The sequence below is a fragment of the Paracraurococcus lichenis genome (genome assembly GCF_030657435.1).
Taxonomy (GTDB): Bacteria; Pseudomonadota; Alphaproteobacteria; order Acetobacterales; family Acetobacteraceae; genus Paracraurococcus; species Paracraurococcus lichenis.
Genome location: NZ_JAUTWS010000067.1, coordinates 1 through 25860 on the forward strand (window position 1 = coordinate 1; position 25860 = coordinate 25860).

Consider the following 25860-nt stretch of genomic DNA (forward strand, 5'->3'; position numbering starts at 1 on the left):
TGCCGGCCGAGAGCGTGGCACCCGCGGGCACCCCGAGCAGCGTGACCGAGAGCGCCTCCGAGCCGTCGGTGTCGGTCAGCGCGGCCGAGAGGTCGAGCCGGATGGCGGTATCCTCGTCGCCCGTCACCGCCGCCGCATGCACCACCGGATGGAGGGGGATCGCTTCGGGTACCGCGGTGGGCACCACCGCTGGTGGGGCGAGTGCCTCCTGGAGTCCTGCAGCCACAGTGGTCGCCGACTGGCCAGCCGCAGCAGCCTCCCGCGGAGCGGATGGTGCGGCATGGCGGACCGGCTCCGGCGGCATCGGCCCCACACCAGGGACTGCGACGGCGTCGAATCTGCCCGCCTCGAGATGCGCCGCGGTGGCGACCTCGGGGGCCATCGCCTGCGCCACCGGCATCGTTGCAATTGGCGATGCCTCCCCGGCATGCCGCTGGGGTATATTGCCGATAGTTGCCCGCGTTCCGCCGAGCTCGGGTCGTTCGAGCAGGAGCTCGCCGATGGCAATCCCTTCTCCATCCACGGTCTCGACCAGGCGCATGGTCGTGTCAGCGGCTGGACGTTCCGGTCCCCCTATCCGGTCCAGCTCCTCGGACCCTGCACCCTCAGTCGGTGCAGGGTGGGTGGTCGCACTGCTTGTGACGCCACCCAGCATGAGGCCGGACGTGGATGGTGCAAGCTGAGGCACGCCGCGGACCGTCGCGCGCAGCTGCCGCAATGCATCGGCTTCGACGACGGCCTCGTCCCGGCCTGTGGCCTCGGATCCGCTCATGCGGCAGCTCCTATCGTTCGCGGAATGCCGTCGCCACAGAGGCGTAGAGCGGCTTGAGGAGGTATTGCAGGACGGTCTTATGCCCGGTCGTGATCTCCGCCGAGACGATCATGCCCGGGGCTAGGCGCGCGAGCTCGGGGTTACGCCCGACATGAGCCTGCGCCAGCGTGATGCGCGCGCGCCAATAGGGCTGATGCTGCTCGTCCTGAAAGGAGCCTACGGAGATTCGCTCGACCTTGCCTTCGATCGTGCCATAGCGCGAGAAGTCGAAGGCCTGCACTTTCACATTCACCGCCTCGCCGGGTGTCACGAAGCCAATGTCGCGCGGCGCGACGCGCACCTCTGCAACCAGCCGTGCGTCACGCGGCAGGATCTCCGCAATGAGTGCACCCGGCTGAATGACGCTACCCGGACGCGTGACCGAGAGGCCGCGCACCACGCCGGCACTTGGCGCCCGCACCAGCGTCCGCTCGACCCGGTCCGCAAGGCGCCCAATCATCTCCTCGGTTTCGGCGATTTCCTGCGTGATGCGCGCGATCTCCTGACGCGCCTCGTCCACCCGGGTAGAGCGAAGCTCGTCCAGCCTTGCCTCAGACTCGGCCAACGCCCTTCCGGCAGTTACGAGCTGGCCGTTGATGCGCTCACGTTCCGCCTCGGCCCCCAGCAGCAGCCGCGTGGCGTCCAATACCGCTGTACGCGTGGACAGGCCGTCACGGGCAAGCGTTTGGCGGGTCGCCAACTCCTCGCGGAACATGGCTACCTGCCGCTCAGTCGCCTGCGCCTGGCCACGCAGCGTGACGATCTCGCTCCGGCGCTGCGCCACCTGCTCCTGCAGCGTGACGCGTTGAGCCTCCTGCGCCGCGAGACGCGCCTGCAGAGCGGCGCGTTGTGCCACCACCAGCCCGCCACCCTCCGGTAGATCGCCGCCGGCGACCAGCGCCGAGAGCCGGTCCGCCTGCAGCCGGAGCGCGGCGTTGCGCACCTGCATCTGGCCGAGATCGGCACGCGCCGCGGCGTCATGCAGTCGCAGGAGGGGCTGACCTTCGCTTACCTCCTCACCCTCCACGATGAGCACCGCCTCGATGATCCCACCCTCGAGGTGTTGGACGGGCGCGGCTGCGACAGCAGTGGCGACCTCCCCGGGCGCGACCGCGATTTCCGGCAGGTGGGCTGCCCGCGCCCAGACCAGCAGGAGAACAATCAGCATGGCTGTCCCAAGAATGAAGGCGCGCTCGACGCCTTGCAGCCGAACCTCCTCGAGCGCGAGAACGTGCCGGTCCGGGCTCGGCCGCAAGCTCGCGCGGGGCAGGGTTATGATCTTGCTCATGTCGGACGCCCCGGAGGCTGGAAAACCGGCATGCGCAGAAGGGGCGGCGCGGCCGACGCTGCTCGCCCGGCAACGGCGGGCGGCACCTCCTCCACCAATCCATCGGCGATACGCAGAACACGGTCGGCAAGTCGGACATGGCTCGGTCGGTGCGTCGTCATCAGGATGGTGGATCGCCCACGCCGGGACGCGATGACCGCAGCGAAGGCCTCGGCGCAATCGTCATCGAGACCGGCCACTGGCTCGTCCAGCAGCAGCACTGGCGCGTTACGTAGCAGCGCGCGGGCGAGGCAGAGCCGTACCAGGACACTGCGTGGCAGCCCTGCCGTCGCATTGTCGCCGAGGCGCGTCGCCATACCCTCGGGCAGGGCTTCTACTGCTTGCAGCACATGCGCCTCGGCGCATGCGCGGTGCAGATCCTCGTCCGAGGCACTGGGTAGGCCAAGACGTAGATTCTGTGCGATGGTGCCGTACAGCAGGTCAGGCGACTGCGGCACATAGGCGACGGCGCGGCGCAGAACGGTCGGATCGAAGGCCCGGACATCATGGCCGCCGATTCGCACCACGCCGCTTTGTGGCCGATAGAGGCCGGCGACCAGCCGCAACAGAGTCGACTTGCCCGAGCCGCCTGACCCGGTTACCGCGATCAGTTCGCCATGGCGGATGGCGAAGCTGGCGCCCGCCAGTACTGGCTCCGCCGTCGGCAGGTAGCGGAGCGAGACGCGCTGGAACACGATGTCGCCGTGCTCGGGCGCCGCGAGGCGGCGGCGGGTCGCGGCGGGCCGCTCGCCTTCAAGACTCATCATACCATCCACCTGACGAATGGAGGCGCGCGTCTGCTCCCAGCGCGACAGCATGAGGAAGGCGGTCTGCATGGGTGCGAGGACCCGCCAAATCAGCATCATGCCAGCGATAAGTGCGCCGGCCGACATGCCGCCGGCGAGCACCGCGATCACGCCCAGGGTCATGGCTGAGAGACCAGACAGGGTCACGATTACCTGCGCAGTGGCGGTGACCCGGCTGCTGAGCGCCGCAGCCCTGGCGGAGGCGAGCGCCGCCCTGGCAGCCGCTGCGGCATAGGCCTCCGCCCAACGGCCCTCGGCACCCGCCAGCTTGAGCGACCGGTGCGCGTCCAACAACTCGATGCCCAGCACATCGCGCGCCTGCCCGGCCTGCGACGCCGTGTTGATGGCGCGGCGGACGGCACCACGGCTGGCAAGGAAAAGCAGAATGAAGGCGAACGCCGACAGGATGGGGACGAGGGCGATCCAGCCACCCAAGACCAGTAGCAGCCCGAGTACGAGTAGTGTGAAGGGCAGGTCGAGCAGTGCGAGCGCGAAGGAGCCTGTCAACACGTCCCGGATCGCGGCGAAGTCGCGCAAGCGAGAGATCTGCGCTGCGGTGCCGGCGCGTTCCACCAAGGCGGCCGGCAGCACCATAATCTGGCCGAACACAGCACTGGACACGAGCCGGTCCAGCCTCTCGCCGATGCGGGCCAGGGCCCGCTGGCGAAGCGCCCGAAAGCCAATCTCACCCAGCAGGCCGGTCACGGCACCTGGTACCAACAGCGTGAGAACCTCGGGCCGGTGGCTGGTAACGACGAGATCGAAGACCAGCATGGTGAAGATCGGCATGGTCAGGCCGAACACGGTCACCAGGGCCGAGATACCGAGCAACACCGGTGCATTCGGGATGAACCGCCGTGCCAAGGCGCCTAGCCAGCTCTCGCGCGGGTTCGGCGCTGCCGGGGCCATCGTTAGATAAAGTCGGCCGGACAGCCCTTCCGGTATGCAGGCCCGTGTCTCGCCAGTCCCGCCGTCGAACAGCAGCGCCGTACCGTTCACGTCATGATAGAGCACCGCCGCCGGGTGATCGCGGCGGATCAGCAGCGCCGGCAGCAGTCGGGCGTCGAGACGCCCGCGGCGGAGCCGCATTGGCCGTGTTGGATAGCCGAGGCCGGCAAGCGCATTGCGGATGTCAGTCAGGTCCGGCCGTGGTTCGGCATGTGGCAATGCGCCGAGCAGGTCGTCCATTCCGCCGTCCCAGCGTAGTGCAACCAAGAAGGCGGCGAGGCAGCGGGTGAGATCCGTGTCCTGGATGCCCGGCGGATGCAGCAGCAGCACGCCCGGATCGGACGCAGTGGCGACGCCGTCGGATGCCGTGGGGAGCGACTGGGAGAATGCGTTCATGGCCCGGGCTCCAGCCGGCCGTTGGTGATCCGCAGCACCCGGTCCGCCAAGGTGAGAACGGAGCGGCGATGGCTGACCAGCAGGATGGTGGTGCGCCCGCGTAGCCCGACCAGCAGGCGGCCAAGCCGCGCATCACCGTCGGCGTCGAGCTGTGCCGTCACGTCGTCCAGCAGCAGGATGCGGGGGTCCTGCACCAGGGCGCGGACCAGCCCGATACGTTGCACGACACCGCGGGCGAGCGGCGAGCCGCCGATGCCGACCGGCGTCTGCCAGCCGCCCGGGAGCGCGGCCGCCACCGTCTCGAGGCCGAGCGCCGCGCCCAACGACAGCGCCCGTCCCTCCAGCGTGGGCTGGTTGAGGGTAAGGTTGTCGAGCAGCGTGCCGCCGATCAACGCCGGGTCGGGTGGTACCAGCGCCACGTGACAGCGTGCCGGGACCACGTTCACCTGCGAGAGGTCCTGCCCGTCCACGAGAACCTGCCCCTTCACGGGCTGCGACTCACCGGTGACCATCCGGAGCAGCGTGGAGCGGCCGCTGCCGTTCGGACCGGTGATCCCGACGAACTCCCCGGGCGCCACCTCGAGCGAGAGGCCATCGAACAGCCAGCCGCCAAGCTGCCGACCGCAACGCACCTCCTGTAGGCTGATCCTCCCCTCGGGCACGGCCAGTGGTGGCCGCTCCAGCTGCGCCTCGATCGGCAGGGTGGCCAGCTCGGCAACCCGGCGCTTGGCATCACGCAGCATCTGCCAACGCACCCAGAGCGCGATCCCGCCGAGAAGCGGCTGCATGGAGCGTCCCGCCAGCATCGTGCAGGCGCTGAGCCCGCCGACAGTGAGCTGCTGGTCCAGCACCATGAGGCAGCCCCAGGAAGCGGTACCCAGGGTGGTAAGGTAGGACAAGAGCAACCCGCCTTCCTGACCGGCGGCACTGGCCTCGGCCAGCTCGCGCCGAAGGCGTGCCGAGCCGCCCTGCAGGCGGTCGTAGCGACGCTCGAGCAGTCGCTCGGCGCCCATCAGCTTGAGCGAGCTGAGGCTGTGCAGGACATCGAAGAGGAAGTTGAAGCGGCGCTCCTCACTCTGCGTCAGCCGCTCCGCGCGCCGCCGCACGCGCCAGCCAACGAGCAGCCCGAGTACCAGCACGCAGCCGAGCATACTGAGTGGGACGAGGGCCAGAGGACCCGATATGGCCGCGACGGCAAGCAGGTAAAGCAGCGCAAAGGGCAGATCGAGCAGGGTCTGCAGCATAGGACCCGACCAAGCCTCCCGCAGGCTGCCAATCGCCGCGAGGCGCTCGGAATACCAGCCATTGCCGTGCGCCTCGAAGGCGGCTGAACGGGTGGAGGCGATGCGCAGTGCGGCCTCTGCCTGCAGCTTGGCTTCCGCCGCCGCGGCGAGGCGGCCGAGCACCTCGCCACGAATGACTCGCAATGCCAGCTCGAGCATCACTGCTGCGGTGACGGCGGCGGTCAAGAGGCCAAGCGTGCCGAGCGACGCCTGAGGTAGGATCCGGTCATAAACCTGCAGCAGGGCGATCGGCAGGGCGAGGGCGAGCAGCGTGACCAGGAGGGTGGCAAGCAAGAGGCTTGGCAGTGTGCCGCTGCCATACCGCCTGATGGTGGTGGACAGGGGTGCCGCAAGCCAGGACGACGTCCCTGGTGCCGCCTGCATGCTACTGCCTCCGAAACACGCGCTCTGTGGGCACGCATCGCTCTCCCAGCCCCCTCGGCTGGGTTCGGAAGAGCAGATGGTGGAAGATCTGGAAATCGGCCCTTCAGGCGCGTCGCGTTCCGTCGAGCTCTTGAGAGAGGTGGCGAGAACGCTCACGATATTTTTCCGCATAACGGTTAACGACTCATGAATGAAACACAGGAGCGCTCTGGAGCCACTCACACGACCTCTGCATCGAGGAAGTGGGAGAGGTGCAGGAGCAACTCCGCTGCGACAGCGGCCGATCGCTGCACCTCGCATTCCAGGCGCCGGTGCCGGTACAGGCGGCGCTGATACGCAAGATCTTCTCCAGCAATCACGTGCGGTCCATCACCAGCACACGGCCGCTGGACCTGGTCCGGGTGCTGGCACGCCGCGTCTTCGCCTGAGCGGGCAGCCGGGCGGGGCGGCCATCGTGCAGCGGTGCGCACGGACCGCCGCCCACGGACCGCTGCCCGGCGGGGCATGCGCCCAGGCCCGCGTCGCAGGCCGATGCGGGTCACGCCACGCGCTCATGCAACTTGAGGTACGGGACCGGCTGTACTCTACCTTTAGCTCATGGTTTGTGTGGCGTAACACAACCGCAGGTGGTTGATTATGCCGCGCCATACCGACGATCTCGATCCGCACTCCGGCACCGAGACAGCCTTCGTCCAGCTCGCCGCCGATGCGGCGCTCCACCTTGGCCATGCCGGCTTCGACCTGCCCCAGCTACCGCTCCCCGATCCGCTGGTGAGCTGGCAGTCCAGCACGGCCTTCTCGCCCTTGGCCGTCGGCGGCACGGCGCTCCCGATGGCGCTCTACCTCACCGAGGCCGGCACCACGACGGCGATCAGCGCCGTCGACATCCACCAGGGGCAGATCGGCGACTGCTACGTACTCTCGCCCCTTGGCGAGGAGGCGCTCTGGAACCCCTCGGCCATCCGTAACATGATCCATGACAACGGCAACGGCACGCAGACCGTGACCCTGTTCCAGGATGCGAGCGGCCACATGCCGACCTACCGCAGCACCGCCTTCAAGGCGGTGCAGGTGACGGTCAGCGACGTCTTCCCGACCTACGCGGTGAACAATGGCGCGACGCAGGATGTGCTGAACGGTGTGAAGGAGATCTGGCCGCAGGTCATCGAGAAGGCCTTCGCCACGCTGGCCGGCGGCTATGCGGCCATCGCCTATGGCGGCTACCCCGCGCTGACAATGGAGGTGCTGACCGGCCATGTCGCCCACTCGACCTCGACCGTCGGCCTCACCGAAGCCTCGCTGAAGTCCATGGTCGCCGCGGGCAACATGCTCACCTTCGACACCGGCAGCGGCAGCATGTCCTACGGGCTCGTTGCCGGCCACTGCTACATGTTCGATGGCGTGGTGGGCACCGGCAGCACCGCCGCGGTGCACCTCCTGAATCCCTGGGGCACCTACCAGCCGGCTGATGTGCCCGTGTCGCAGCTCTCGAAGGCCTTCGTGCAGCTCGACTACTGCCACCTCTGAGGCGCCAGCGGCGCCGGGCGGGCCTCGCCTGGCGCCATGCGCGGCCGCCTGCCGCCTGACGCCGGCGAGCTGGTCCCGGGACTCCGGATGGTCCGACCGACCATACTGCCGACCGGCAGCGCGCGCAGGTCAGCGCGGCGCACCGAGGTCGTGTCGAACTCGCACTGAAGACGCGTATGGCATTACACGAGGCGCCGAGGACTTTCGACGCTGAGTCGGCGCGGTTCTGGTACCCGGCGGCGGTGCGACGGCCACACCTGCGGTCGGGCTTCCTCACCAGCGGCGTTGGCGGGAGCACCGGCGTTCAAGTTGATGGAGGCGTCCCGGCACAGGTCGATGGACACGCTGCAGGGTGACGCTTGGCGCGCCGAACCCTCGAAGAATTATCCGAACGAGGAGTTTCCGTAAGCACCGCGCGCTGCTCGGGCTCGTTGTCGTTTGCTTCCTCCGCCCCCTCGACATGCATGACCGCTACGAGGACATCGGCGACCGACGGGTAGCGCCCGACAACCCTGTCGGCGACGACATCGATCAGGAGCAGGCCAGCTGGCATCTTCCTGACGAGCCAAGTTGGCGCAGGCTCGTTGCCTTCCATCTTTCGGCTGGGGGTGGCGATGCTGAGCGCCTCATAGCCAGTCGCGGTCGGTACGGCCTGAACTGACCAGGCGGGCCCACGAAACGCGCACCACACGGCAACCATCCGTCGCTCACCCTGCGTGAAGTGCAGATCGCAGGATACCTGGAATGGAAAACGGCGGGCGGTCATCGGCTCAAACGGCTTTCGCGCAGCCTGTGACGGGCTGCCGAGCGGCCTATAGCCGCTGCGGCACAAGCCCAGCGTGGTGCAGCCGTCAGCCAGTCCGGCACCTCGCCACCGGCGTGTGCCAGCAGGATGCCCAACTCGAAATAGGCAATCGCGCATGCATCGCTGTAGCGCGCTGCATGCTGTCCGACCAAAGCGGTGCTCAGCGCGCCCAAACCATCGGTGGCTGTCGACATGTCTGCCGAGTACCACAGCGGCGCTTCCGTTCTGCGCACATATCGTCAGGGGCGGTGCCTCAAGCGGTGGACCGGGGCCGGACCACTCTCTTTGTGGCTGCCTGGATCGGCAACCCCTCAACCTAGCGCGGCTTATCAGAGGGAAGGCAAAGGCTTGGCCAGCAGGCCAGCAGGAACACCGGGCATGGCTGCCGATCCGGCATCACCGAGGGGCCACCACCATAGGCACCTTGGCTCTTGACGTGAACCGCAGGACCCCGTTGCCGTTGCGCTACTGATGCCGACGCGGCTAGCTGTGCAGCAGCCGGGTGATCACCACATCCTTCAGCCCCTCCTCCTGCACCGTGGCGATGCCTTCGAACAGGCCCTCCCGCAGCAGGGCGGTGTCGGTCTGGCCGGGCTGCAGCATGCGGCTCTGCGCCATCTGCAGCAGACGCTGCAGCGCGGCCTGGCGCAGCCGCGGCGTGAGCTCACGGAAGGCCTGGGTCTTCTCCCCCTTAGTTTCTATCGTTATCGAAACGACGACATAGCGCATGCGCCGTTCGGTGCTGGGCAGGTTAACGGTGAAGTCGCCGAGCGAGAGGAACTCGAATTCCCGCTTCGGTGGCCCCTCGGCGGCACGGGCGCTGACCGCCAGGGCAGGCAGGACGGCCAGGGCGCCCTGCAGTGCATGGCGTCGGCGAAACACGGGCATGGCAAGTATCCACTCGGCTGTTCGCGCCGCTTCTTGCACCATGCCGATATCGTTTCAACCCAGGACGGTGACCATCGGTGCCTCTTCCGGCGGCCTCGGGCCGCCGGGCGCCGCGGTCAGAAGGGCAGGATCCGTTCGAAGACCTGACCGCCCCAGCGCGGCCGCTGCAGGTCGCTCGCCACGCCGCGGCCGCCATAGCTGACCCGCGCCTCGGCGATTTTGTCGGAGGCGATACGGTTGGTCGCCTGGATGTCCTCCGGGCGGATGATGCCGCGCACGCCGATCTCGCGCAGTTCGTTGTTGACGCGGATCTCCTGCGAGCCAGCGATCTCCAGATTGCCGCTCGGCAGCCGGCGCACCACCGTCGCCGCCACCTGCAGCTTGATCTTCTCCTCGCGCCGGATCTGGCCGGTGCCGTTCGCCGTGCTGTTGCTGCTGACGTCCACCACCGAGCCCGGCGTGGTGGAACCGCCGGCGATCGGGCGGACGAGGCGGGAGAGGATGCCCTGGAAGCCGAACAGCGCCGGGGAGGACAGGCTCTGCGCATTGTCCCGGCCCAGCCGGGTCTGGTTGTCGAACTGGGCGATGTGGTCGATCTCGATCTCGACCGTCAGCAGATCGCCGACGGCCCGTGCCCGCTGGTCGCGGAAGAAGGTGCGGGACCCGGCGCGCCAGAGCGAGCCCGCCATGCGGGCCTCCGGCACCACCTCGCCCGGGCGCATCGCCGCCTCGAGTGGCGGGTCCACCGGGCCGGGCGGCGGGACCGAGGCGATCTCGCCCGGCGCGGTGATGGTCGGCGGCTTCTGGAAATGGCTCAGCGTGTCGCAGGCCGGGAGGGCGAGCAGCGCGGCGCCGAGGGCGAGGCCGCGGCAGGAGGAAAAACGCATCAAAGCCTCCGCGAGGAACCCCGACCTTCAGGCCGGGGAGGGATAGCGGTCCGCGCGAAGCGCGGTGTTATGATGTGCGGCACGGCTGGGCCGCCTTCATGCCTGGCGGGATGAAACTGGTTGCCGCCGTAAAGCTGCTGCCGACACCGAAGCAGTCTGCGTGCCTGAGGGCGGCCCTGGCGCGCTGCAATGAGGCCGCTTCGTGGCTGGCTGTGGAAGGGCACGCCGCCAGCACCTACGGGCAGTATGATTTGCACACGATCGCGTACGCGGCACTTCGGGCGTGCTTCGGGCTGTCGGCACAAGCCGCTGTACGGACGATTGCCAAGGTGAACGATGCTTTCAAGGTGAACCGCAACGCCGCCCCGGCTTGCCGTCGGAACGCGGCGCAGCCCTACGAGGACCGCATCCTGCGCTCCGTGCAGTGCGGCAACGCAGTCAGCCTGTGGACCCTTGAAGGCCGCATTGTTGTGCCGGCGGCGATGGGCGCGCATCAGCAGGCGTTGCTGGTCTGCCGCAAAGGCGAAGCCGACCTGTGCTGTGTGCGCGGCAAGTGGCTGCTGGCTGTCACCTGCGACGTCCCTGAGACTGATCGGTTCGATACGTCCGACTGGCTCGGAGTCGACCTCGGTATCGTCAACATCGCCACCGACAGCGACGGCCGTGTCCACCGCGGCGCCGAGATCGAGCACAAACGGCGCCGACAGGAGCAGCGCCGCGCCGGGCTCCAGAAGCGCGGCACCAAAGCCGCCAGGCGTCGTCTCCGCCAACTGGCCGGCAAGCAAGCGAGGTATCAGCGCCACCAGAACCACGGCATCTCGAAGGCTCTCGTCGAGGCAGCGCAACGCACCGGCCGCGGCATCGCCCTGGAGGATCTCCAGGGCATCCGCGATCGGGTCACGGCCCGCCGCAATCAGCGAGCCAGCCTGTCCAACTGGTCCTTCCGGCAGCTTCGTACCGACATCGGATACAAGGCACGGCGGGCCGGAGTGCCGGTGATCGGCATCGATCCGCGCAACACCTTCCGCGAATGCGCGAGGTGCGGCCACGTCGACAAGAAGAACAGGCCGGATCAAGCCACCTTCTCCTGCGCTTCTTGCGGACACAACGCACCCGCAGACCTCAACGCGGCGTAGGTCATCCACGCCAGGGCCGCCGTAACCAGACCCTGTGTTCTGGCCGTCTGAACGGCGGCACGGATAAGTCTCTGCCTTCGGGTGGGGATCGGTTACTCGCTCTGGACCTCGGCGGTGCCGTCGGCGACGACGCTGGCGCGGAAGGTACGGCCGCTCTGCGGGTTATGCACCCGCACCGTGTTGCCGAGCGCGCCGGATTCCAGCGCCTTGCCCTGCAGTTCCAGCGACATGCCGCCGCTCTTCCAGAACACCCGGACGGGCTGGCCGGCGCGCACCATGTCGCGCTCGCCCACGTCGCGCTCGGTGATCGGCTGGCCCGCGGCGATGCGGCGCTTGACCTCCAGCCCGACGATCCGCCGCTCGGCCTCGATCAGCCCCTGACGGGGCCGCGTGCCCTGCGGCTCGGCGGGCGTGATGTCGTCGCCGCGCAGCGTGTCGCCCGCCTGCAGCGTGCGGGCGGCATGCCAGACATCGCCGGCCGAGGCCGGCGGTGGCATGAAGAGAACGGCGCCGAAAGCAATGGCGGCAGCCGGCATGGACATGTGCAGCATGGAATGCCTCAGCGCACGTTGTTGGCGGTCTGCATCATCTGATCGGCAGCCTCGATGACCTTCGAGTTCATCTCGTAGGCCCGCTGCGCCTGGATCAGCTGGGTGATCTCCTGCACCACGTTCACGTTGGACTGCTCCAGGTAGCCCTGGCGCACCTGGCCGAAGCCGGGGTCGCCGGGCAGACCGCGTGTCGGCTCGCCGGAAGCCGGATTCTCGAGGAAGCGGTTGCCGCCAGTCGCCTCCAGCCCAGCCTCGTTGGCGAAGAGGTAGAGGTTGAGCCGTCCCGCCGTCTGCTGCCGACCATTGGCCTCGGTGACGATCACCTCGCCCGTCGGGTTGATGGTGACGTCGCGCGCATTGGCCGGCACGTTGATCGTCGGTTCCACTGGATAGCCGTCGCTCGTGACGATCTGGCCCTGCGGCGAGAGTTTGAAGCTACCGTCGCGGGTGTAGGAGACACTGCCGTCCGGCATCGCCACGCCGAAATACCCGCGCCCCTCGACCGCCATGTCGAGCTTGTTGCCGGTCTCGGAGAGCGAGCCCTGCAGCGTCACGCGATTCACCGCGGCGTTGCGGGTGCCGAGGCCGACCTGGCTGCCGACTGGCAGCACCGTCCCCTGCTCGCTGGTGGAGGTGCCGGCGCGGCTGGCCGACTGATAAAGCAGGTCCTGGAATTCCGCCTTGCGGCGGGCGAAGGCCGTGGTCGAGGCGTTCGCGATGTTGTTCGCGATCACTTCGACATTGGTCTGCTGGGCCTGCATGCCGGTGGCGGCGATGCTCATGGCACGCATGATGGTCTACCTCGGTCGGATCAGAAGGTTCGGCTGAAGGCGTCGATCATCCGCCGTAGGCGGTCCTGGTCGTCGCTGACGATGCGCTGCATCCGCTCGTAGCTGCGCTGGACGTCGCTGAGGCTGGCGAGCTCGGAGACCGGCTGCACCGAGCTGTCCTCGAGCGTGCCCTGCGCAAAGCGCGCGCTGCGGGTGGCCGGGTCCACCGGGCGCAGCTGCGCCTGCGGGATGTCGAGCAGGCCGTCGCCGCCCTTGCGCACCGCCCGCATGTCGGCCGCGTTGAACAGGCCGAGCCGGCCGACCAATTCCGGCCGGCCGTCGACGGTGGCTATCATGGTGCCGTCCTCGCGCACCTCGATCTTCGAGGCGCGCTCGGGCATCAGGATGCGGCCATTGCCGTCGTCCAGCACCGCCCGGCCGGCGCCGTCCACCAGCGTGCGGTCGGGCGCCACGCGCAGCCGGCCGTCGCGGGTATAGCCGGGCGGGCCGTTGCGCCGCTCGACCGCGAAGAAACCCTCGCCGTCGATCGCCACGTCGAGCGGGTTGCCGGTGGCGGACAGCCGGCCCTGGCCCGGGTCGATGTAGGTGGCGCGGTCCTCGACGAAGGAGACCTGGCCGCCCGGCACCGCGAGGCGCTGGACATAGGACTGGAACAGGGTGCGGTCGCCGCGGTAGCCGGCCGTGCTGGCATTGGCGACGTTGTTGGCGACGGCGTCCAGTTGGCGCTGCAGCGCCACCTGGCCCGACAGGCCGATGATCGAAGGTCCGTCCATCCTTAGCGGTCTTTCTGCGGGGGTAGCAGGGCCTCGATGTCGCGCGCGCGCTCAATCGCGGTGCGGATCGCGGCGACACCGGCCTGTGGGCCGGCGGGCGGAGCGGAGGCCGGCGCCGACGCTGCGGTCAGGCGCAGCAGCTGCATGCTGGTCGCATCCACCGCCAGCGCGGTGTCGGGCACCGGCTCGGCCGGGCGGGTGCCGGCCAGCGCAGCGGCGCTGGCAAAGCGCGGCGTCGCCTCGGCCCGGCCGGCGGCATCCAGGGCAGGGTCGCGCAGCAGGTCGGCATAGGCGCCAGCGGCCGCCGGCCAGGCGCGCGCGGCGTAGAGATAGCCGGCGCGGGCCAAGCGATCGGCGATGCCACCCAGCCCGTCCAGCGCGCGCGCCGCCTCGGCGGGCCGGTCCAGCCGCGCCAGGGCGGCGGCCGTGCTGCGGCGCGCCTCCGGACTCGCCGGCAGGTCGCGCAGCAGGGCCAGGGCCCGCTGCGGATCGCCCTCGGGGGCGGTGGCCTCGGCCTGCGCCAGCAGCGCCATGCCGGCGGGCGAGGCGGCAGTGGCCGGGCCGAGCTGACGCAGGGCGTCGAGCGCCGCCCCGGGGAAGCCCTGGCGCAGCAACAGCCGCGCGGCGCCCATGCGGATGTCGTCGCCGCGCTCGCCGGGCGTCGCATAGCCCTCGTAGCGCCACCACAGCGCTAGCCGCTCCCCGACACCTGGGCTCCCGCCTTCCTCGGTCATCAGGCGGCGCAGGATGCGCGCGATCAGCAGCGCGCCGCGGCTCTCGACGCCGGGATGCGCGGTGGCGCTCCCGGCGCTCTCGCCGGCCTCCAGCGCGCCGGCATAGTCGCCGCGGCCGACCAGCAGGCCGCCGAGCATGACCGCCGCCTCCTCGCCCAGCGGCTCGAAGCGGTAGGTGCGCAGCACGTCCACCAGCCGTGCCTCGGCCCGCGCCGCCTCGGGGCCGGTGGCCTCGGCCTGCAAGCCCGCGAGCCGGGCGCGGGCGAACAGCGCGGGCAGAGTGCGGCCGGCGCCGGCGGCGCGCGTCAACTGCCGCATCTCCTCGTCGCGGTTGTTCTCCAGCCGGGCGATGCGCGCCTGCAACCAGGCGCGGCCGGCCATCTCCGCCTCGCTGCCCCGGGCATTGCGCAGCGGCGCGAGCAGGCTGCGCAGCGCCTCGACATCCTCCTCGACCGTATCGGCCAGGGCGAAGGCCAGGGCGAAGCGCAGCCGCTCCGGCGCCTCGCGCAGCGCGGTGCGGGCGCGCGGCACCAGGGCGGCGACGCGGGCCGCGTCGCCGGTCGCCGCGGCGTTCAGCGCCTGCCAGAGCGCGAGGTCCTCGCGCTCGCACTCCGGCCGATCGGCCAGCAGCAGGGAGTCGGCATCCACCGGCTGGCGCAGCAGCAGCCGGGCGGCATCGGCCGCGCGCGCCAGGCGGGCCTGGTCGGGCGAGGGCAGGCCCTCGGTCGGCCGGGACTGCGCCAGCGCCACCGCCTCCTCGGCCAGCCCCTGCGCCAGGTAGAACTCGGCGAGATCGGCGGTTTCGGCCAGGCTTTCCTGCGAGCGCGCGAAGGCGGCACGCAACGCGGTCAGCCGGTCGGCGACCGAGCCGGAGGCTGCCTGCCAGCCGGCGGGAAAGAGCGGCGAAATGCCACAGGTGGGCCGCGCCGGCGCGGCCGCGGGGGCCGGGGCGGGCGCGACGGCCGGCGCCGCGGCCGGTCGGACCGGGGCGGCTGGCCGGGTGGGGGCAGCCGGCGATGCGCCCCGGCGCGCCGGGGCGGCAGGCGCCGCGCCATTCATCTGCCCGATCTGGGCCAGCAACTGCGAGCGCAGGGCGGCCTCACCCTCGGCGGCTACAGGCGGGCCCGACGGCGGCGTCGCGGCCGGTTTCGGCACGGGCACCGGGCCGGGCCGCGCGGCCGGCCGCAGGGCGGCCTCCGCCTGCTCGCGCGTCATGAGCCCGAGATTGACCGCGCGGTCCGCCAGGCGGCGGCGCTCGGCCTCCTGTGCAGTGGCGCGCGGCGCGGTAGGATGGAGATCGATCCACAGCATGCCGCTGCCGGTCGCGGAGCGCGCCTCGGCCTCCATGTTGGTCCGCAGCGTCAGGACGGTCTCGCCGCCCTCGCGCCGCGCCGCGAGCCCCGAAAGCTCGGTCAGCGGGCGGATGGTGCTGAGATCAAGCGCATAGTCACCGGTGAGGCGCAGCTCCCAGCCATCGTCGCTTTTTCGCATGGTATAAGGCGGCAAGGAGGGCAGGTGGAGCACGACACGGCCATGGCCGACATGCTGGCCGGTGCGCACCAGGACGGATGCCGGCGCGGCGCGCCCGGGCACGGCCTCGGCGGCGGCAGGCGTCGGCTGGGCGCGGAGCGGCGCGGCAAGCAGGGCGAGCGGGACGGAGGCGAGCAGAGCGGCGCGGAACATCGACATCACTCCCCGCCCTCGCCGCCTTCGGCTTTTGCCCGCCCGGCATCGCGCAACTGCGTCTCGAGCTCGTCGTAGCTGAGCTGCAGGTGGGTAGGGACCACCTGCCGGCCGACCTCGACGCAGAGCTGCGGGGCGAGATTGTCGAGGTAGCTGGTGATGACGGCGCGGGTGACGTCGAGGATGCGGCGCTCCTCCTCGTGGATCGCCTTCATGCGGGCGGCGACCGGGCCGACCAGGCCGTAGGAGAGGAAGACGCCGAGGAAGGTGCCGACCAGGGCGGAGCCGATCATGCCGCCGAGCACCGCCGGGCTCTCGCCGATCGCGCCCATGGCCTTGATGACGCCGAGCACGGCGGCGACGATGCCGAGCGCCGGCAGCGCGTCGGCCATGTTCTGCAGTGCCTTGGCGGGCTTCAGGTTCTCGTTGAAGCGCTTCTCGATGGTGCCTTCCATCATCTCGCCCACCCGATGCGGGTCCTTGTTGTTCAGGGTGATGCAGCGCAGCGTGTCGCAGACCAGCTCGCGCAGCGGCGCGTCCCGCAGCACCTTCGGATAGCGGCTGAAGATCGGCGATTCCTGCGGCTTCTCGATGTGCCGCTCGAGCTTCGCCGGCCCCTCCTTCTGGTGCGTGCGCATCAGCAGGAAGGTGAGGCAGAGCAGGTCGGCATAGTCGGCGCGCTTCCAGCGCGGGCCGGCGAAGACGGCACCGAAGCCCTTCAGCATCTTGCCGATGCATTTCGTATCGTTGGCGATCAGCATGGTCATCACGCCGGCGCCGCCGATGACGATCATCTCGCCGCCGAGGGCGTGCAGGATCACCCCCATATGCCCGCCGGCGAGCATGTAGCCGCCGAAGACGGCGACGAAGACTCCGGCTAGTCCGGCAATCTGGAGCATTGCGGAGACGATCCTGTATGGCTGCTTGCTGAAAACCGGCCTTGGCAAGCGAATTCCGCAACCGGCAGTTCCTCATAGCATTTCGCACATTCGCCTGCTAGTTTCATTTTCGCACATTGCGAGGTGTCGCTTGCCGCTCCCCATTCTCCCCAGCGAGTCTGCCGCCACGGGCCGGACGGAGCAGCTCGGCCGCTACACCGCCGGCACCGAGGTGATCAGTGCCATCCGCAGCGCCGCCGCCGCCACCGGCATCGGCTTCGACACCCTGGCCGCCAAGGCGGCGGTGGAGAGCGGCTTCCGACCGAATGCCCAGGCCCGCAGCTCCTCGGCCCGTGGCCTGTTCCAGTTCGTCGACCAGACCTGGCTCGACATGGTGCGGCGCAAGGGCGCCGAGCACGGGCTGGGCGAGGAAGCGGCGGCGATCACCCGCGGCGCCGGCGGCCGGCTTACGGTTGCCGACCCGGCGCTCCGCAGCCGCATCCTCGGCCTGCGCGACGACCCGGAGATCTCCGCCCGCATGGCCGGTGAGTATCTGCGGGACATCTCCGACAGCCTGACGCCGACGCTCGGCCGGCGACCGGACGCGGCCGAGCTCTATCTCGGGCATTTCCTGGGCGCCGGCGGCGCACGGCAGGCGCTGCAGGCGCTCGCCGCCAACCCCGCGCAGCCGGCCAGCGCGGTCCTGCCGGAGGCGGCGGCCGCCAATCCCATGCTGTTCCGCGCCGCCGACGGCAGCCCGCTCACGGTCAGCGGCTTCATGGAGGGGATCCGGACGCGGCTGGCCCGCGCCTATGCCGAGATCGGCGCCACGCCGCCCGAGGGCCCGGTGTCTTTCCAGTCCGGCACGGGCGATGCGACACAAGGCCTGCCGACCGCCCTGGCCGGCGTGACCGGGACCAGCACGCCGGCGCGGGTGGCGCATGCGGCGGAGCGGGCGATGACCGCGACGCTGGCGAAGGTCTTCAACCGGCTCGGGCATAGCCTCGGGCATGGACTGGTGGGGCATGGCCCGGGCCGCGGCCTGGGATACCGCCAAGCCGCGCGCGGCGCCTCGCAGGCCCTGCCGCCCGAAGTCCTGGCCGCGCTGCGGACCGACACGCGGACGGCCCGAGGCTGAGGCGACCGATGGCCGGAGCGGTTCGACGCATCGGTTGAACGGCGCGAAGGTCCGGACCGGCCAGGCCGACCAGCAAGGTGGCCGGATGACTCGCCCCATCATTTGGGGCGGCGATAGGAATTGAGACACCGCCGGCCTTCCGGGCCGCGGACGGGCGATGGCATTCTTCCGCTCCCGATGCCGAGCGGAGCGGAGCGGCTATTGTTCACCCTCAGCCATGGCTATGTCCTGCTGCATCCGGACCGCGGCATCTATGTCGGCCGGAGTGCAGAGCAGACTTATTGGTCGAAGATCGGCGCGGCCGGACGCAATGTCGTCGCCACCTTCCGCTCGCGGGCCGAGGCGGTCGTCCATCTCGATGCCTGGCTCGGCCTCCGGCTCGACCCGGAGGAGCTCTCCGAGTTCACCTGCCACTACGTCCTGATCGACGTCCCGGGCGGCTGGGCGAGCTGCTGGGCCCTGCGCGTCGCCGGGCTGGAGGAGCATATCGGCGAGCTGGCGCATCCCTGCTGGGACAACCCGATGGGCCAGTGCTAGTCCTGCCCTATCAATTCTTCGCATAAGTACGCCGGATCCGTGCTACTCTGGGTAGCCCGGAACCGAGGTTCACTCATGCCCCGATTGCCCTCCCGCAGCCGCGGCTTCGCGCTCGGCACCGCCACGGCGCTGCTCATCAAGGGGCCGCTCCTCGCCGCCGCTCTGGCCTGGACCTCCGATGCGATGCACGGACTGGACAGTACCCGCGGCTGGGTCGAGCACTCCCAGGCGGTCATCGCCGAGGCGGACGCCGTGCTGGCCGGGCTCTCCGACGCCGAGCGCAGCCAGCGCGACTTCATGCTCAGCCAGGACCCCCGGGCCCTGCTGCCTTACCAGAGCGCCGTCCTGCGGGTCGGCACCTCCATTGCCGCGCTCGAGCGGCTGACCGCGCAGGGCGCGCCGCCCGTCGTGCCGCTCGAGCGGCTCTGGTCGGTGGCGGACAGGCGGCTGGCGGACCTCGCCGACAAGGTGCAGCAGCAGCAGGCTGGCGGCGCGGCGGCGCTGCAGGCGGAGGAGGCCGAACGGGGCCAGAGCCTGATGCTGGAGGCGCGGAACACGATCCTCGCGCTGCGCACCGGCGAGTTGCAGGCGTTGCAGGAGCGGCTGCAGGCGACCGGCCAGGAGGCACGCAGGGCATTGGCGACCCTCTCGCTGTCCGTCGCGGTCGCCCTCGGCATGCTGCTCGCGGGGGCCGTCGCCTATCGCCGGCGCACCCGGTCGAGCATCGACTTCAGCCGCATCCGCCTTGCCATGGCCGAGCCGGGCGCCTGGGGCCGCTCGCCCTGAGGTCGCCTTCCGACTGCGATGGCATGATCGGCCTGATGCGAAATTCTTTCTGAGCCCCTATCTATTCATGGTAGAGGACGCCGCATGATCCTAGAGCGTCACGGCAATGGCGAGGCCAGCCTGGTCCAGGACGGCCTCGAACTCCTCCGCATCTCCGCCCTGGCGGCAGAGGCCCCGGTCTACGATGCCCTGCTCGACGGCATCGAGGCGACGCTCTGCGGCGAGGGCCCGCCGCGCTTGGTGCTGACCTACCGGGAGGGGCTCTTCGCCGGTGCGGTCAGCGAGGTGCCGCTCAGCCTCGTCCTCGTCGAGGAGGATCCGCAGGATGACCCGCCGCGGCAGGTCCGCCGCCAGCGCGTGACGGCGGAGCCGGCCCGGCTGCCGGCGCTGCTGGCCGGGCTGGACACCCCGCCCGTGGGCGGGACGGCACGCCGATGACCGCCCTGCGCGAGGCGCGCCTCGAGCTCGATGCCCGGCTCGGCACGGCCGACCCGGCGCTCGCCGCCCTGCTGCGCGGGGACGTCCCGCATCCCCTGCCGGCGCATCCGCTGTTCCGGCATCCCGCCGCCATGCTGCTGCTGACGGGCGAGAGCCTGGACCATGCGACGGGAGGGTCCCACCTGGTCGCGGAGCCCGATGGCGGGCTGCGCCTGATCGCCTCCGCCAGCCTGCCGGCCGACGACAGCTTCCTCGAGACCGCGCTCGACTGGCTCAGCCGACAGGTCGAGGCCGCGCCGGGCGACCTGCTCGGCTTCATCGTGCCGCCCGGGTCGGGCCGGCACGACATGCGGCTGCTGGCCTGGCACGACGGGCGGCTGCACCCCTTGCCGGCCATTCCCTCGCCGGGCTTCGCGCCGGCCGGACCGGGCTGCAGCCTGGCGGGATTCCTCGCCGCGACCGGGCTGCCGCCGGCCGAGGCGCCGGAGGAGGACCTGCTGCCGGCGGTGCGCCGGGTCGCCGGCGCCCTTGCCGCGCGCCGGGCCCTGCCGGTGGCGCAGGCCCGGCTCGATGGGCCGCTCCTGCATGGCCAGGCCAGCTTCCTGCTCTGGCTGCGGGAGGTCGCCGCGGCGCGCCTCGGCTTCACCACCTTCGTGCCGGCGCTGTTGGTGGCGTGACCGGCGCGGCAGCCCCGGGTCATCCAACCAGGGCGCGAACATCCCTTAGCTTTTCTGTTGCGAAAAATCTCCGTTGTCCGTATCTAGATCGCGTACCCGAATGGTACCTGCTCTCCGCGGCAATGCGAGGAACGGTAAGAACCGGAGCTGCCCGATGACCTACATGGCCGCCCCCCCGCATGCCAACCCGCCGCTCCGCCTGCGGGCCAGCCCGCATCTGATGGTGACGCTCGAGATCGGCGACATGACGCCGACGGCTTTCGAGGCCGCCCTCGCGGCGCAGATCGCGGCAACGCCGAGCCTCTTCTGGAAGACGCCGCTGGTGCTCGACCTCACCGGCCTCGCGCCCGACGCGGCAGGCGATGTCCCCGGCATCCTCGCCACCCTCGGCCAGTTCGGCCTGGTGCCGGCCGCCGCGCAGGCGCGACGCGGGCCCGTGCTGGACGCCGCCGAGGCAGCCGGGATCGCGCCGCTGCTCGGCAGCGTCGCCCCCGCCGAACCGGCCGAGCGGCGCAGCACCATGGTGGTCCGCCATCCCATCCGCTCCGGCCAGTGCCTGCATGCCGACGGGACCGACCTCGTCGTGCTCGGCCCGGTCTCCGCCGGGGCAGAGATCTCGGCCGATGGCTGCATCCATGTCTACGGTGCCCTGCGCGGCGCCGCCTTCGCCGGAGCGGGCGGGGACAGCGACGCCCGCATCTATGCGAAAAATCTCAATCCGAGCCGGGTGTCCATCGCCGGTCTCTGGCTCGGTGCCGAAGAGATCCCGGAAGCCTGGCGTGGCCGTCCCGCCGAGGTCCGGATCGCCGAAGGGCTGCTGCGCTTCGAGCCGCTGCCCTGACCCCAACCACCAGCCCGCATCCGCATCAGGGAGAACCCCGCATGCCCGCGTCCGTCATCACCGTCACCTCCGGCAAGGGCGGTGTCGGCAAGACCACCACCACCGCCGCCTTCGGCGCCGCGCTCGCCATGCGCGGCCATCGCGTCTGCGCCGTCGACTTCGATGTCGGCCTGCGCAACCTCGACCTCGTCCTTGGCCTCGAGAAGCGGGTGGTCTACGACTTCCTGCATGTCGCCGACGGCAAGGCCAAGCTCGCCCAGGCACTGATCAAGCACAAGCAGATCGACAACCTCTTCGTGCTGGCCACCTCGCAGACCGCCGAGAAGAACGCGCTGACCAATGACGGTGTCGGCCGCGTGATGGAGCAGCTTCGCGCCGAGTTCGACTACGTCATCTGCGACAGCCCGGCCGGCATCGAGCAGGGCGCCATGGCCGCGCTCTACCACGCCGACCATGCCATCGTGGTCTGCAATCCCGAGGTCAGCTCGATCCGCGACGCCGACCGCATCCTCGGCTTCGTCGGCTCCAAGTCGAAGCGCAGCGAGGAGGGTCGCGATCCGGTCCGCGAGCACCTGCTGGTCACGCGCTACGACGAGGAGCGCGTGAAGTGCGGCGAGATGCTGCCGGTCAACGAGATCAAGGAGATCCTCTCGGCCGAGCTGATCGGCATCGTACCGGAAAGCCGCACCGTGCTGCGCTCCTCCAATGCCGGGGTGCCCGCCAGCATCGACCCGCAGACCGATGCCGGCGTCGCCTACCGCGATGCCGTGGCGCATTTCCTCGGCGAGACGCAGGACCCGATCCGGCTGCCCGGCGCCGCGGGGGCCGGCAGCCATGCCCAGCGCGGCTTCCTGATGCGGCTGTTCCGCCGCGGCTGAGATCGGAGGACCGAGCATGAACCTTTTCCAGCGATGGCAGGCCCGGCGCGGCTCGGCCCACCTCGCCGCCAGCCGACTGCGTGAGCAGGTGCAGGCGGACCGCGCCGCGGTCCTCGGCGACAACATCGCGGAGCGGCTGCAGGAGGCCTGTCTCAGGGAGATCCGCAAGCTCGCCCGCGGCGGCCAGGTCCGCGTGCGGGTCGGCATGTCGCAGCGCCTCGAGCTGCGCGAGATCGACATCGACCTCGGCGTGCGCCGCCGGCAGACCGAGGCCGGGCCCGCCCGGCGCAGCTGGTCATGAGCGCGCTTGACCTGGCCGCACGGTGGCTGCTGCCGCCGCTCGGCCTTGCAGGGGTCGCCGCCTGTGCGGCGCTCACCCTGTCGCCAGAGTCCTTCGCGGCTTGGCAGCAGGGCGTGCTGGCCGGCCTTGCCATCCTGGCTCTGCCCGCCATGGGTGCGATGCGGGCTCGTGCCGCCGCACCCCGGCGCGGCCAGGCGCGGCGCGTCGTCATCCGGATCAACCGGCGTCGCTGAGGCGCCGGCCCGGCCGCCGGATCCGGCACGGGCCGATTAACATCTTCCCCGGCTTAAAGACCGAGGATTTCCGTCCGCTGGCGGTCGATGTTCCGACCGGACCGCAGGATGTTCAGAGCCGCGTTGGTGTCCCTGTCGTGCAGAACACCGCAGCCATCGCATACCCACGATCTCACTCGCAGACCTTTCGGCCCTCTCGGACCGCCCCGTGCGCCGCACGAGGAACAGGTCTGGGTACTGTGCCGCTCATTCGTTTCCACGAACCGTGCTCCCCGCCTCATGGCAGTCTTGTACGAGAGCATCGAGCGAAACGCGCTCCATCCCGCATCGAGGACGGACTTCGCCATCGTCGTGCGAGCTAGGCCACCAAGTTGCGGCTTGCTGCTGGGCGGGATCTCTGGCGCGACGGGTCGGCCCGGAACTTACGGGCGACGCTAGTTAACCGGTTGCTGGATGTCAGCTGAGCAAGATGACGAGGCCCAGAAGGGGCGACAGGAGCACCAGGATGGCCGTCACCCGCAGCATCAGGATCGCCGCGTCCATAAGCCGCAGCGCCACCCAGCCACGCACCGGGGCCGCCAGAGCGACCTCGGCGACCAGCCCTTCCATCTGTTCCAGGAATCGCGCCACGACAGGGTTCCACATTAATAGCGCGATAATTCTATGCTCTTAATATCCTAAAGGTTGATATCCGAACGCAAAGGTTGGCCGAGACGTGAAAGATCGGCTCCCTGGCCGAAGCCGGGGAGGGGAATGTGACGGAAGCCGAAGCCCGCGACGCGCTGCACCGCTGACACAGCCAGGACAGGCTCGAGGCGTGGATCGCAGGGCAGGACTGACACCCGGAACCTGGCGGTTGGACCGTCACGGCCGAGCTTAATGGATGCGGGAGATCGCGTCCGAGCTTGCCAAGCTTGGGTTCAAGACAGCCACCGGCAACGAGTTCTCGGCCGGGCAGGTTCGGCGGCTGCTGGGACGGGATGCGTGATGGCGGCCGACTGGGAACAGATGATGGGCGGCGAATTTCAGGCACACGCTGCCCAAGCAGGATGCTGCCGCCTCTCCGTCATCGGTGGTGGCAACGCATGGCACTGGTTCGTCCGCTGCGACAGACACGGTGATGTCGAGGGGCGGGGCGGCGCGCTCGACGCAGCGAAAGTCACGGCAGAGGACGTAGCACGCGGGCTGGCGCGTGATGCGGGCACGGCGTGATGGCCAAGTGGACTGAAGCGAAGATCGGGGCACTGACGCAGCACGCCGCCACAGTTGGTGACTACGATCTCTCGGTCACGGGTGACGGATCCCATTGGATGTGGGCGATCTGGCGGCAGGGTCGCGACCGCGCCGAGTTTCGGGGATTAGAGCAGAGCGCAGCCGACGCGATGCGCACGGCTGAAAGCGTTGTGCAGCGGGTACTGGACTGGTCGCCGGAGATGTGACGGGCAGCAGTCGGCTGGGTCTTCGTCAATGACGCAGCGACGTCCAGCGCGGGCACTTCTCCCACATCGCGCGCAGCCGCTCGCCCAGCTCCTGCAGATTCTCCTCCTCCTGGCACTTGCGGTGCATCCCGCCGCCGTCACCTGGCGTGCCCCAATGCCGACACGTGACGCAGGTCGGGGGCTGCGAGGGCGGCTCAAGCGACATGCAGGTCGGCCTTCTGGAAAAGGAACGGCCCGCGCGAGGGGGCTGCGCGGGCCAAGTTGGCTGAGACCGATTCGCGCCCGTGGCACGGCGATGGCCAGGACACCTCGCTAACCTGCGCGAAGTCACGGGGCAGTGTCATTGCCGCTGTCGCTTCCCTCGCGCGGATGTAATTGAAATGGAATGCATGCGGGTTGGCGTCCCTCCGTGCGGTGACTGCGCCCTGCGCCTCGATTACCCGCCGGGCAGGCGCAGTCAGGACGCGCTTGAGAGTTCAAGCATGGACGAGACCGACAACAGCGAGGCGACCCGCCCGCCGCCGACGACCGGCACGCCGGAGAGCGCGGCTTGGTTCCGGGCCGAGCTGGAGGCGCTCGGAATGGGCCAGAGCGAGTTTGCCCGTTGGCTGAAGAAGCGCGGCGATGACCGCAGGCTGGAGACGATCCGGCGCCACATCCAGCGTATGGCCAATGGCAGGCTCGGGTGTCGGGCGAGATGCGCGTGATCCTCGCCATGATGCGGGACGGCTGCCAGCGGAAGGCCATGCAGCGCAAGGCCGTGGCCATTATCTAGCCCCCAGCAAGAAACGGCCCGCGGCAGGGGACTGCGCGGGCCGAGTACAGGAAATGTTTCCGGAATTTGGCTTGGACTGCGCCCAGCCAGGCGAATGGTTGGGGCGCTCCGGCAGTCTGCTCGGGGTCACGGCGCCGTGTCATCACGGCTATCGTGAGTCTCACGAGAAGATGATTGAAATGGAATGTATTCGGTTACCCTCCTGCTTGTGGTCCGGTAGCCCCTCCGTGCGGTGACGGCGCTCTCCGCCTGGACTACTTGCGCGGCATGACCCAGCCGCCAGACGTGCCGCCGTCAAAGCCCAAGCCGTCGGCCGATCGCCGGGCCCGGCGGGCCGATCGGCTGACGAGTATCCGCCTCCGGATGACGATCGAACGGGCGCTGGAGGAGCGCGGGATCACCACCCCGGTCGCCATCGGCGAGGCACTCGGGATGCCGGCACAGGAGGCGGTGAAGCTGCTGAACCGGCGTCAGTGGCGAGAGGGCGATATAGCGCTGCTCCAGGACGCAGCAGTGCGGCTGGGCATCGTGGTGCCAGGGCCGCCGACCAACCCGTGGGACCTGCTGGCGGACCCGCCGGAGTAGGACGGCGCGGGCGGAGAGGGGACGCGGGGTAGGACTTGCGGGAAGACGCCCCCTCTCCATACCGCGGGCGCACCGTGGCGCGAGGCACTCGTGGCTGCCGGATACGAGCACGGACGGCCTGTGCTGAGCAGGCAACGAAACTGAGAGTGGCGGCGCTGGGCCGTCACCATGGGGTGAAAAATGACAGGACTAATCGCGCCTTAGGCAGAGCGTCGTTGATTGAGGCTCCAGCAGCTCCAGCGTCACGCCCGATGGTGCTTTTCTACCATTAGCTGCGGACAACGGCTCTGCAGCCTCCACAAACTCGGCCGGCGCCCGCCCACGGTGCCGGCCCTTTTTGTCCGAGGATCCTGCCATTCCGTCTGCGGACGTACGTAGTTACCTGATTTGCGGCTAGTACCTCGGCACAGTGATTTTGACCGGTTGGCCGGCCGGTTTCTTACGGTCAAGCATTGGGCGAGGTCATGCGGCGGGGCGGCGGACGGCAACAACTTGCAGTGGCGAGAATTTCTTCCGCTGGAAGCTATGCCCGCCTCGTGGTCGAGGACAGGGCTTCAAACCGACAACAAAATGGGCCGGATCGTTCTGGGGTAGCCAACCGGTCAAAACCACAATGCAGAGGTA

At 69.8% G+C, this 25860-nt stretch carries 30 protein-coding genes; 16 read left to right on the forward strand and 14 right to left on the reverse strand.

What is annotated here, in order from left to right; genetic code table 11:
- The 4 genes from Q7A36_RS32110 to Q7A36_RS32125 all read right to left on the reverse strand — a co-directional run.
- The coding region (locus Q7A36_RS32110) for a hypothetical protein (RefSeq protein ID WP_305107878.1) at positions 1-772 on the reverse strand (772 nt) is incomplete at its 3' end.
- A gap of 10 nt (positions 773-782) precedes the next feature.
- Positions 783-2099, reverse strand: a complete 1317-nt coding sequence (locus Q7A36_RS32115) for an HlyD family type I secretion periplasmic adaptor subunit (RefSeq protein WP_305107879.1) — start codon at positions 2097-2099, stop codon at positions 783-785.
- The gene (locus Q7A36_RS32120) at positions 2096-4288 is read right to left on the reverse strand and encodes a peptidase domain-containing ABC transporter (RefSeq protein ID WP_305107880.1); all 2193 of its coding nucleotides are present in this window, start codon (positions 4286-4288) and stop codon (positions 2096-2098) included. The genes Q7A36_RS32115 and Q7A36_RS32120 overlap by 4 nt, the downstream gene beginning before the upstream one ends.
- A complete protein-coding gene (locus tag Q7A36_RS32125; protein WP_305107881.1) occupies positions 4285-6111 on the reverse strand; it encodes an ATP-binding cassette domain-containing protein in 1827 nt (608 codons plus the stop codon). Before Q7A36_RS32125 ends, Q7A36_RS32120 begins: the two co-directional genes overlap by 4 nt.
- Before the next feature lie 95 nt (positions 6112-6206).
- On the opposite strand from Q7A36_RS32125, the gene Q7A36_RS32130 reads away from it, so the two are divergent.
- Positions 6207-6383 (forward strand): hypothetical protein, encoded by a 177-nt coding sequence (locus Q7A36_RS32130; protein ID WP_305107882.1) that lies wholly within the window; start codon positions 6207-6209, stop codon positions 6381-6383.
- A gap of 208 nt (positions 6384-6591) precedes the next feature.
- Positions 6592-7482 carry a C2 family cysteine protease gene (locus Q7A36_RS32135; protein WP_305107883.1) on the forward strand — a complete coding sequence of 297 codons (891 nt, stop codon included), beginning with the start codon at positions 6592-6594 and terminating at the stop codon, positions 7480-7482.
- A gap of 762 nt (positions 7483-8244) precedes the next feature.
- Here the strand turns inward: Q7A36_RS32135 and Q7A36_RS32140 are convergent.
- From Q7A36_RS32140 to Q7A36_RS32150, 3 genes are all read right to left on the reverse strand, one after another.
- Positions 8245-8481 (reverse strand): hypothetical protein, encoded by a 237-nt coding sequence (locus Q7A36_RS32140; RefSeq protein ID WP_305107884.1) that lies wholly within the window; start codon positions 8479-8481, stop codon positions 8245-8247.
- A gap of 289 nt (positions 8482-8770) precedes the next feature.
- Positions 8771-9175 (reverse strand): flagellar basal body-associated FliL family protein, encoded by a 405-nt coding sequence (locus tag Q7A36_RS32145; RefSeq protein WP_305107885.1) that lies wholly within the window; start codon positions 9173-9175, stop codon positions 8771-8773.
- Between the two features lie 116 nt (positions 9176-9291).
- Positions 9292-10062 (reverse strand): flagellar basal body L-ring protein FlgH, encoded by a 771-nt coding sequence (locus Q7A36_RS32150; RefSeq protein WP_305107886.1) that lies wholly within the window; start codon positions 10060-10062, stop codon positions 9292-9294.
- A 110-nt stretch (positions 10063-10172) separates the two neighbouring features.
- Here Q7A36_RS32150 and Q7A36_RS32155 point away from each other — a divergent pair, with 110 nt between their 5' ends.
- Positions 10173-11198, forward strand: a complete 1026-nt coding sequence (locus tag Q7A36_RS32155; RefSeq protein WP_305107887.1) for an RNA-guided endonuclease InsQ/TnpB family protein — start codon at positions 10173-10175, stop codon at positions 11196-11198.
- 92 nt (positions 11199-11290) lie between these two features.
- Here the strand turns inward: Q7A36_RS32155 and flgA are convergent, their stop codons facing one another.
- The 5 genes from flgA to motA are packed head-to-tail and all read right to left on the reverse strand — an operon-like array spanning position 11291 to position 16629.
- Entirely contained in the window at positions 11291-11749 is a 459-nt protein-coding gene (gene flgA, locus Q7A36_RS32160) for a flagellar basal body P-ring formation chaperone FlgA (protein WP_305107888.1), read from the reverse strand.
- A gap of 8 nt (positions 11750-11757) precedes the next feature.
- Positions 11758-12540, reverse strand: a complete 783-nt coding sequence (gene flgG / locus Q7A36_RS32165; RefSeq protein WP_305107889.1) for a flagellar basal-body rod protein FlgG — start codon at positions 12538-12540, stop codon at positions 11758-11760.
- Positions 12541-12560: 20 nt separating this feature from the next.
- Complete coding sequence (locus Q7A36_RS32170; RefSeq protein WP_305107890.1) at positions 12561-13313, reverse strand: flagellar hook basal-body protein; 753 nt, start codon at positions 13311-13313, stop codon at positions 12561-12563.
- Positions 13314-13315: 2 nt separating this feature from the next.
- On the reverse strand, positions 13316-15730 hold the full coding sequence (locus tag Q7A36_RS32175) for a hypothetical protein (protein ID WP_305107891.1): 2415 nt from the start codon (positions 15728-15730) through the stop codon (positions 13316-13318).
- A gap of 5 nt (positions 15731-15735) precedes the next feature.
- Positions 15736-16629, reverse strand: coding sequence for a flagellar motor stator protein MotA (gene motA, locus Q7A36_RS32180; protein ID WP_305107892.1), 894 nt, complete (start codon positions 16627-16629; stop codon positions 15736-15738).
- Between the two features lie 130 nt (positions 16630-16759).
- Here motA and Q7A36_RS32185 point away from each other — a divergent pair, with 130 nt between their 5' ends.
- From Q7A36_RS32185 to Q7A36_RS32225, 9 genes are all read left to right on the forward strand, one after another.
- Positions 16760-17746 (forward strand): transglycosylase SLT domain-containing protein, encoded by a 987-nt coding sequence (locus tag Q7A36_RS32185; RefSeq protein ID WP_305107893.1) that lies wholly within the window; start codon positions 16760-16762, stop codon positions 17744-17746.
- Between the two features lie 201 nt (positions 17747-17947).
- Complete coding sequence (locus Q7A36_RS32190; protein WP_305107894.1) at positions 17948-18283, forward strand: hypothetical protein; 336 nt, start codon at positions 17948-17950, stop codon at positions 18281-18283.
- A 75-nt stretch (positions 18284-18358) separates the two neighbouring features.
- On the forward strand, positions 18359-19069 hold the full coding sequence (locus Q7A36_RS32195) for a CHASE3 domain-containing protein (protein ID WP_305107895.1): 711 nt from the start codon (positions 18359-18361) through the stop codon (positions 19067-19069).
- 84 nt (positions 19070-19153) lie between these two features.
- Positions 19154-19507 carry a hypothetical protein gene (locus tag Q7A36_RS32200; protein WP_305107896.1) on the forward strand — a complete coding sequence of 118 codons (354 nt, stop codon included), beginning with the start codon at positions 19154-19156 and terminating at the stop codon, positions 19505-19507.
- On the forward strand, positions 19504-20184 hold the full coding sequence (locus tag Q7A36_RS32205; protein WP_305107897.1) for a hypothetical protein: 681 nt from the start codon (positions 19504-19506) through the stop codon (positions 20182-20184). Before Q7A36_RS32200 ends, Q7A36_RS32205 begins: the two co-directional genes overlap by 4 nt.
- Before the next feature lie 154 nt (positions 20185-20338).
- Positions 20339-21025 (forward strand): septum site-determining protein MinC, encoded by a 687-nt coding sequence (gene minC, locus Q7A36_RS32210; protein WP_305107898.1) that lies wholly within the window; start codon positions 20339-20341, stop codon positions 21023-21025.
- Between the two features lie 41 nt (positions 21026-21066).
- The gene (gene minD / locus Q7A36_RS32215) at positions 21067-21903 is read left to right on the forward strand and encodes a septum site-determining protein MinD (RefSeq protein WP_305107899.1); all 837 of its coding nucleotides are present in this window, start codon (positions 21067-21069) and stop codon (positions 21901-21903) included.
- Positions 21904-21919: 16 nt separating this feature from the next.
- Entirely contained in the window at positions 21920-22204 is a 285-nt protein-coding gene (locus tag Q7A36_RS32220; protein ID WP_305107900.1) for a hypothetical protein, read from the forward strand.
- Positions 22201-22437 carry a hypothetical protein gene (locus Q7A36_RS32225; protein WP_305107901.1) on the forward strand — a complete coding sequence of 79 codons (237 nt, stop codon included), beginning with the start codon at positions 22201-22203 and terminating at the stop codon, positions 22435-22437. Before Q7A36_RS32220 ends, Q7A36_RS32225 begins: the two co-directional genes overlap by 4 nt.
- A gap of 53 nt (positions 22438-22490) precedes the next feature.
- Here Q7A36_RS32225 and Q7A36_RS41770 read toward each other — a convergent pair whose 3' ends face one another.
- Together Q7A36_RS41770 and Q7A36_RS32230 are read right to left on the reverse strand one after the other, a co-directional pair.
- The gene (locus Q7A36_RS41770; protein WP_370655740.1) at positions 22491-22784 is read right to left on the reverse strand and encodes a zinc ribbon domain-containing protein; all 294 of its coding nucleotides are present in this window, start codon (positions 22782-22784) and stop codon (positions 22491-22493) included.
- A gap of 109 nt (positions 22785-22893) precedes the next feature.
- Complete coding sequence (locus Q7A36_RS32230; protein WP_305107902.1) at positions 22894-23067, reverse strand: hypothetical protein; 174 nt, start codon at positions 23065-23067, stop codon at positions 22894-22896.
- A 357-nt stretch (positions 23068-23424) separates the two neighbouring features.
- Between Q7A36_RS32230 and Q7A36_RS32235 the strand changes: the two genes are divergently transcribed.
- The 4 genes from Q7A36_RS32235 (at position 23425) to Q7A36_RS32250 (ending at position 25236) form a co-directional block, all read left to right on the forward strand.
- Positions 23425-23649, forward strand: coding sequence for a hypothetical protein (locus Q7A36_RS32235; RefSeq protein ID WP_305107903.1), 225 nt, complete (start codon positions 23425-23427; stop codon positions 23647-23649).
- Positions 23649-23876, forward strand: a complete 228-nt coding sequence (locus Q7A36_RS32240; RefSeq protein WP_305107904.1) for a hypothetical protein — start codon at positions 23649-23651, stop codon at positions 23874-23876. The genes Q7A36_RS32235 and Q7A36_RS32240 overlap by 1 nt, the downstream gene beginning before the upstream one ends.
- A 482-nt stretch (positions 23877-24358) precedes the next feature.
- Positions 24359-24583: a hypothetical protein gene (locus Q7A36_RS32245; RefSeq protein WP_305107905.1), complete on the forward strand. Its 225-nt coding sequence runs from the start codon at positions 24359-24361 to the stop codon at positions 24581-24583.
- Between the two features lie 431 nt (positions 24584-25014).
- Entirely contained in the window at positions 25015-25236 is a 222-nt protein-coding gene (locus Q7A36_RS32250) for a hypothetical protein (RefSeq protein ID WP_305107906.1), read from the forward strand.
- The last annotated feature ends 624 nt before the right edge of the window (positions 25237-25860 follow it).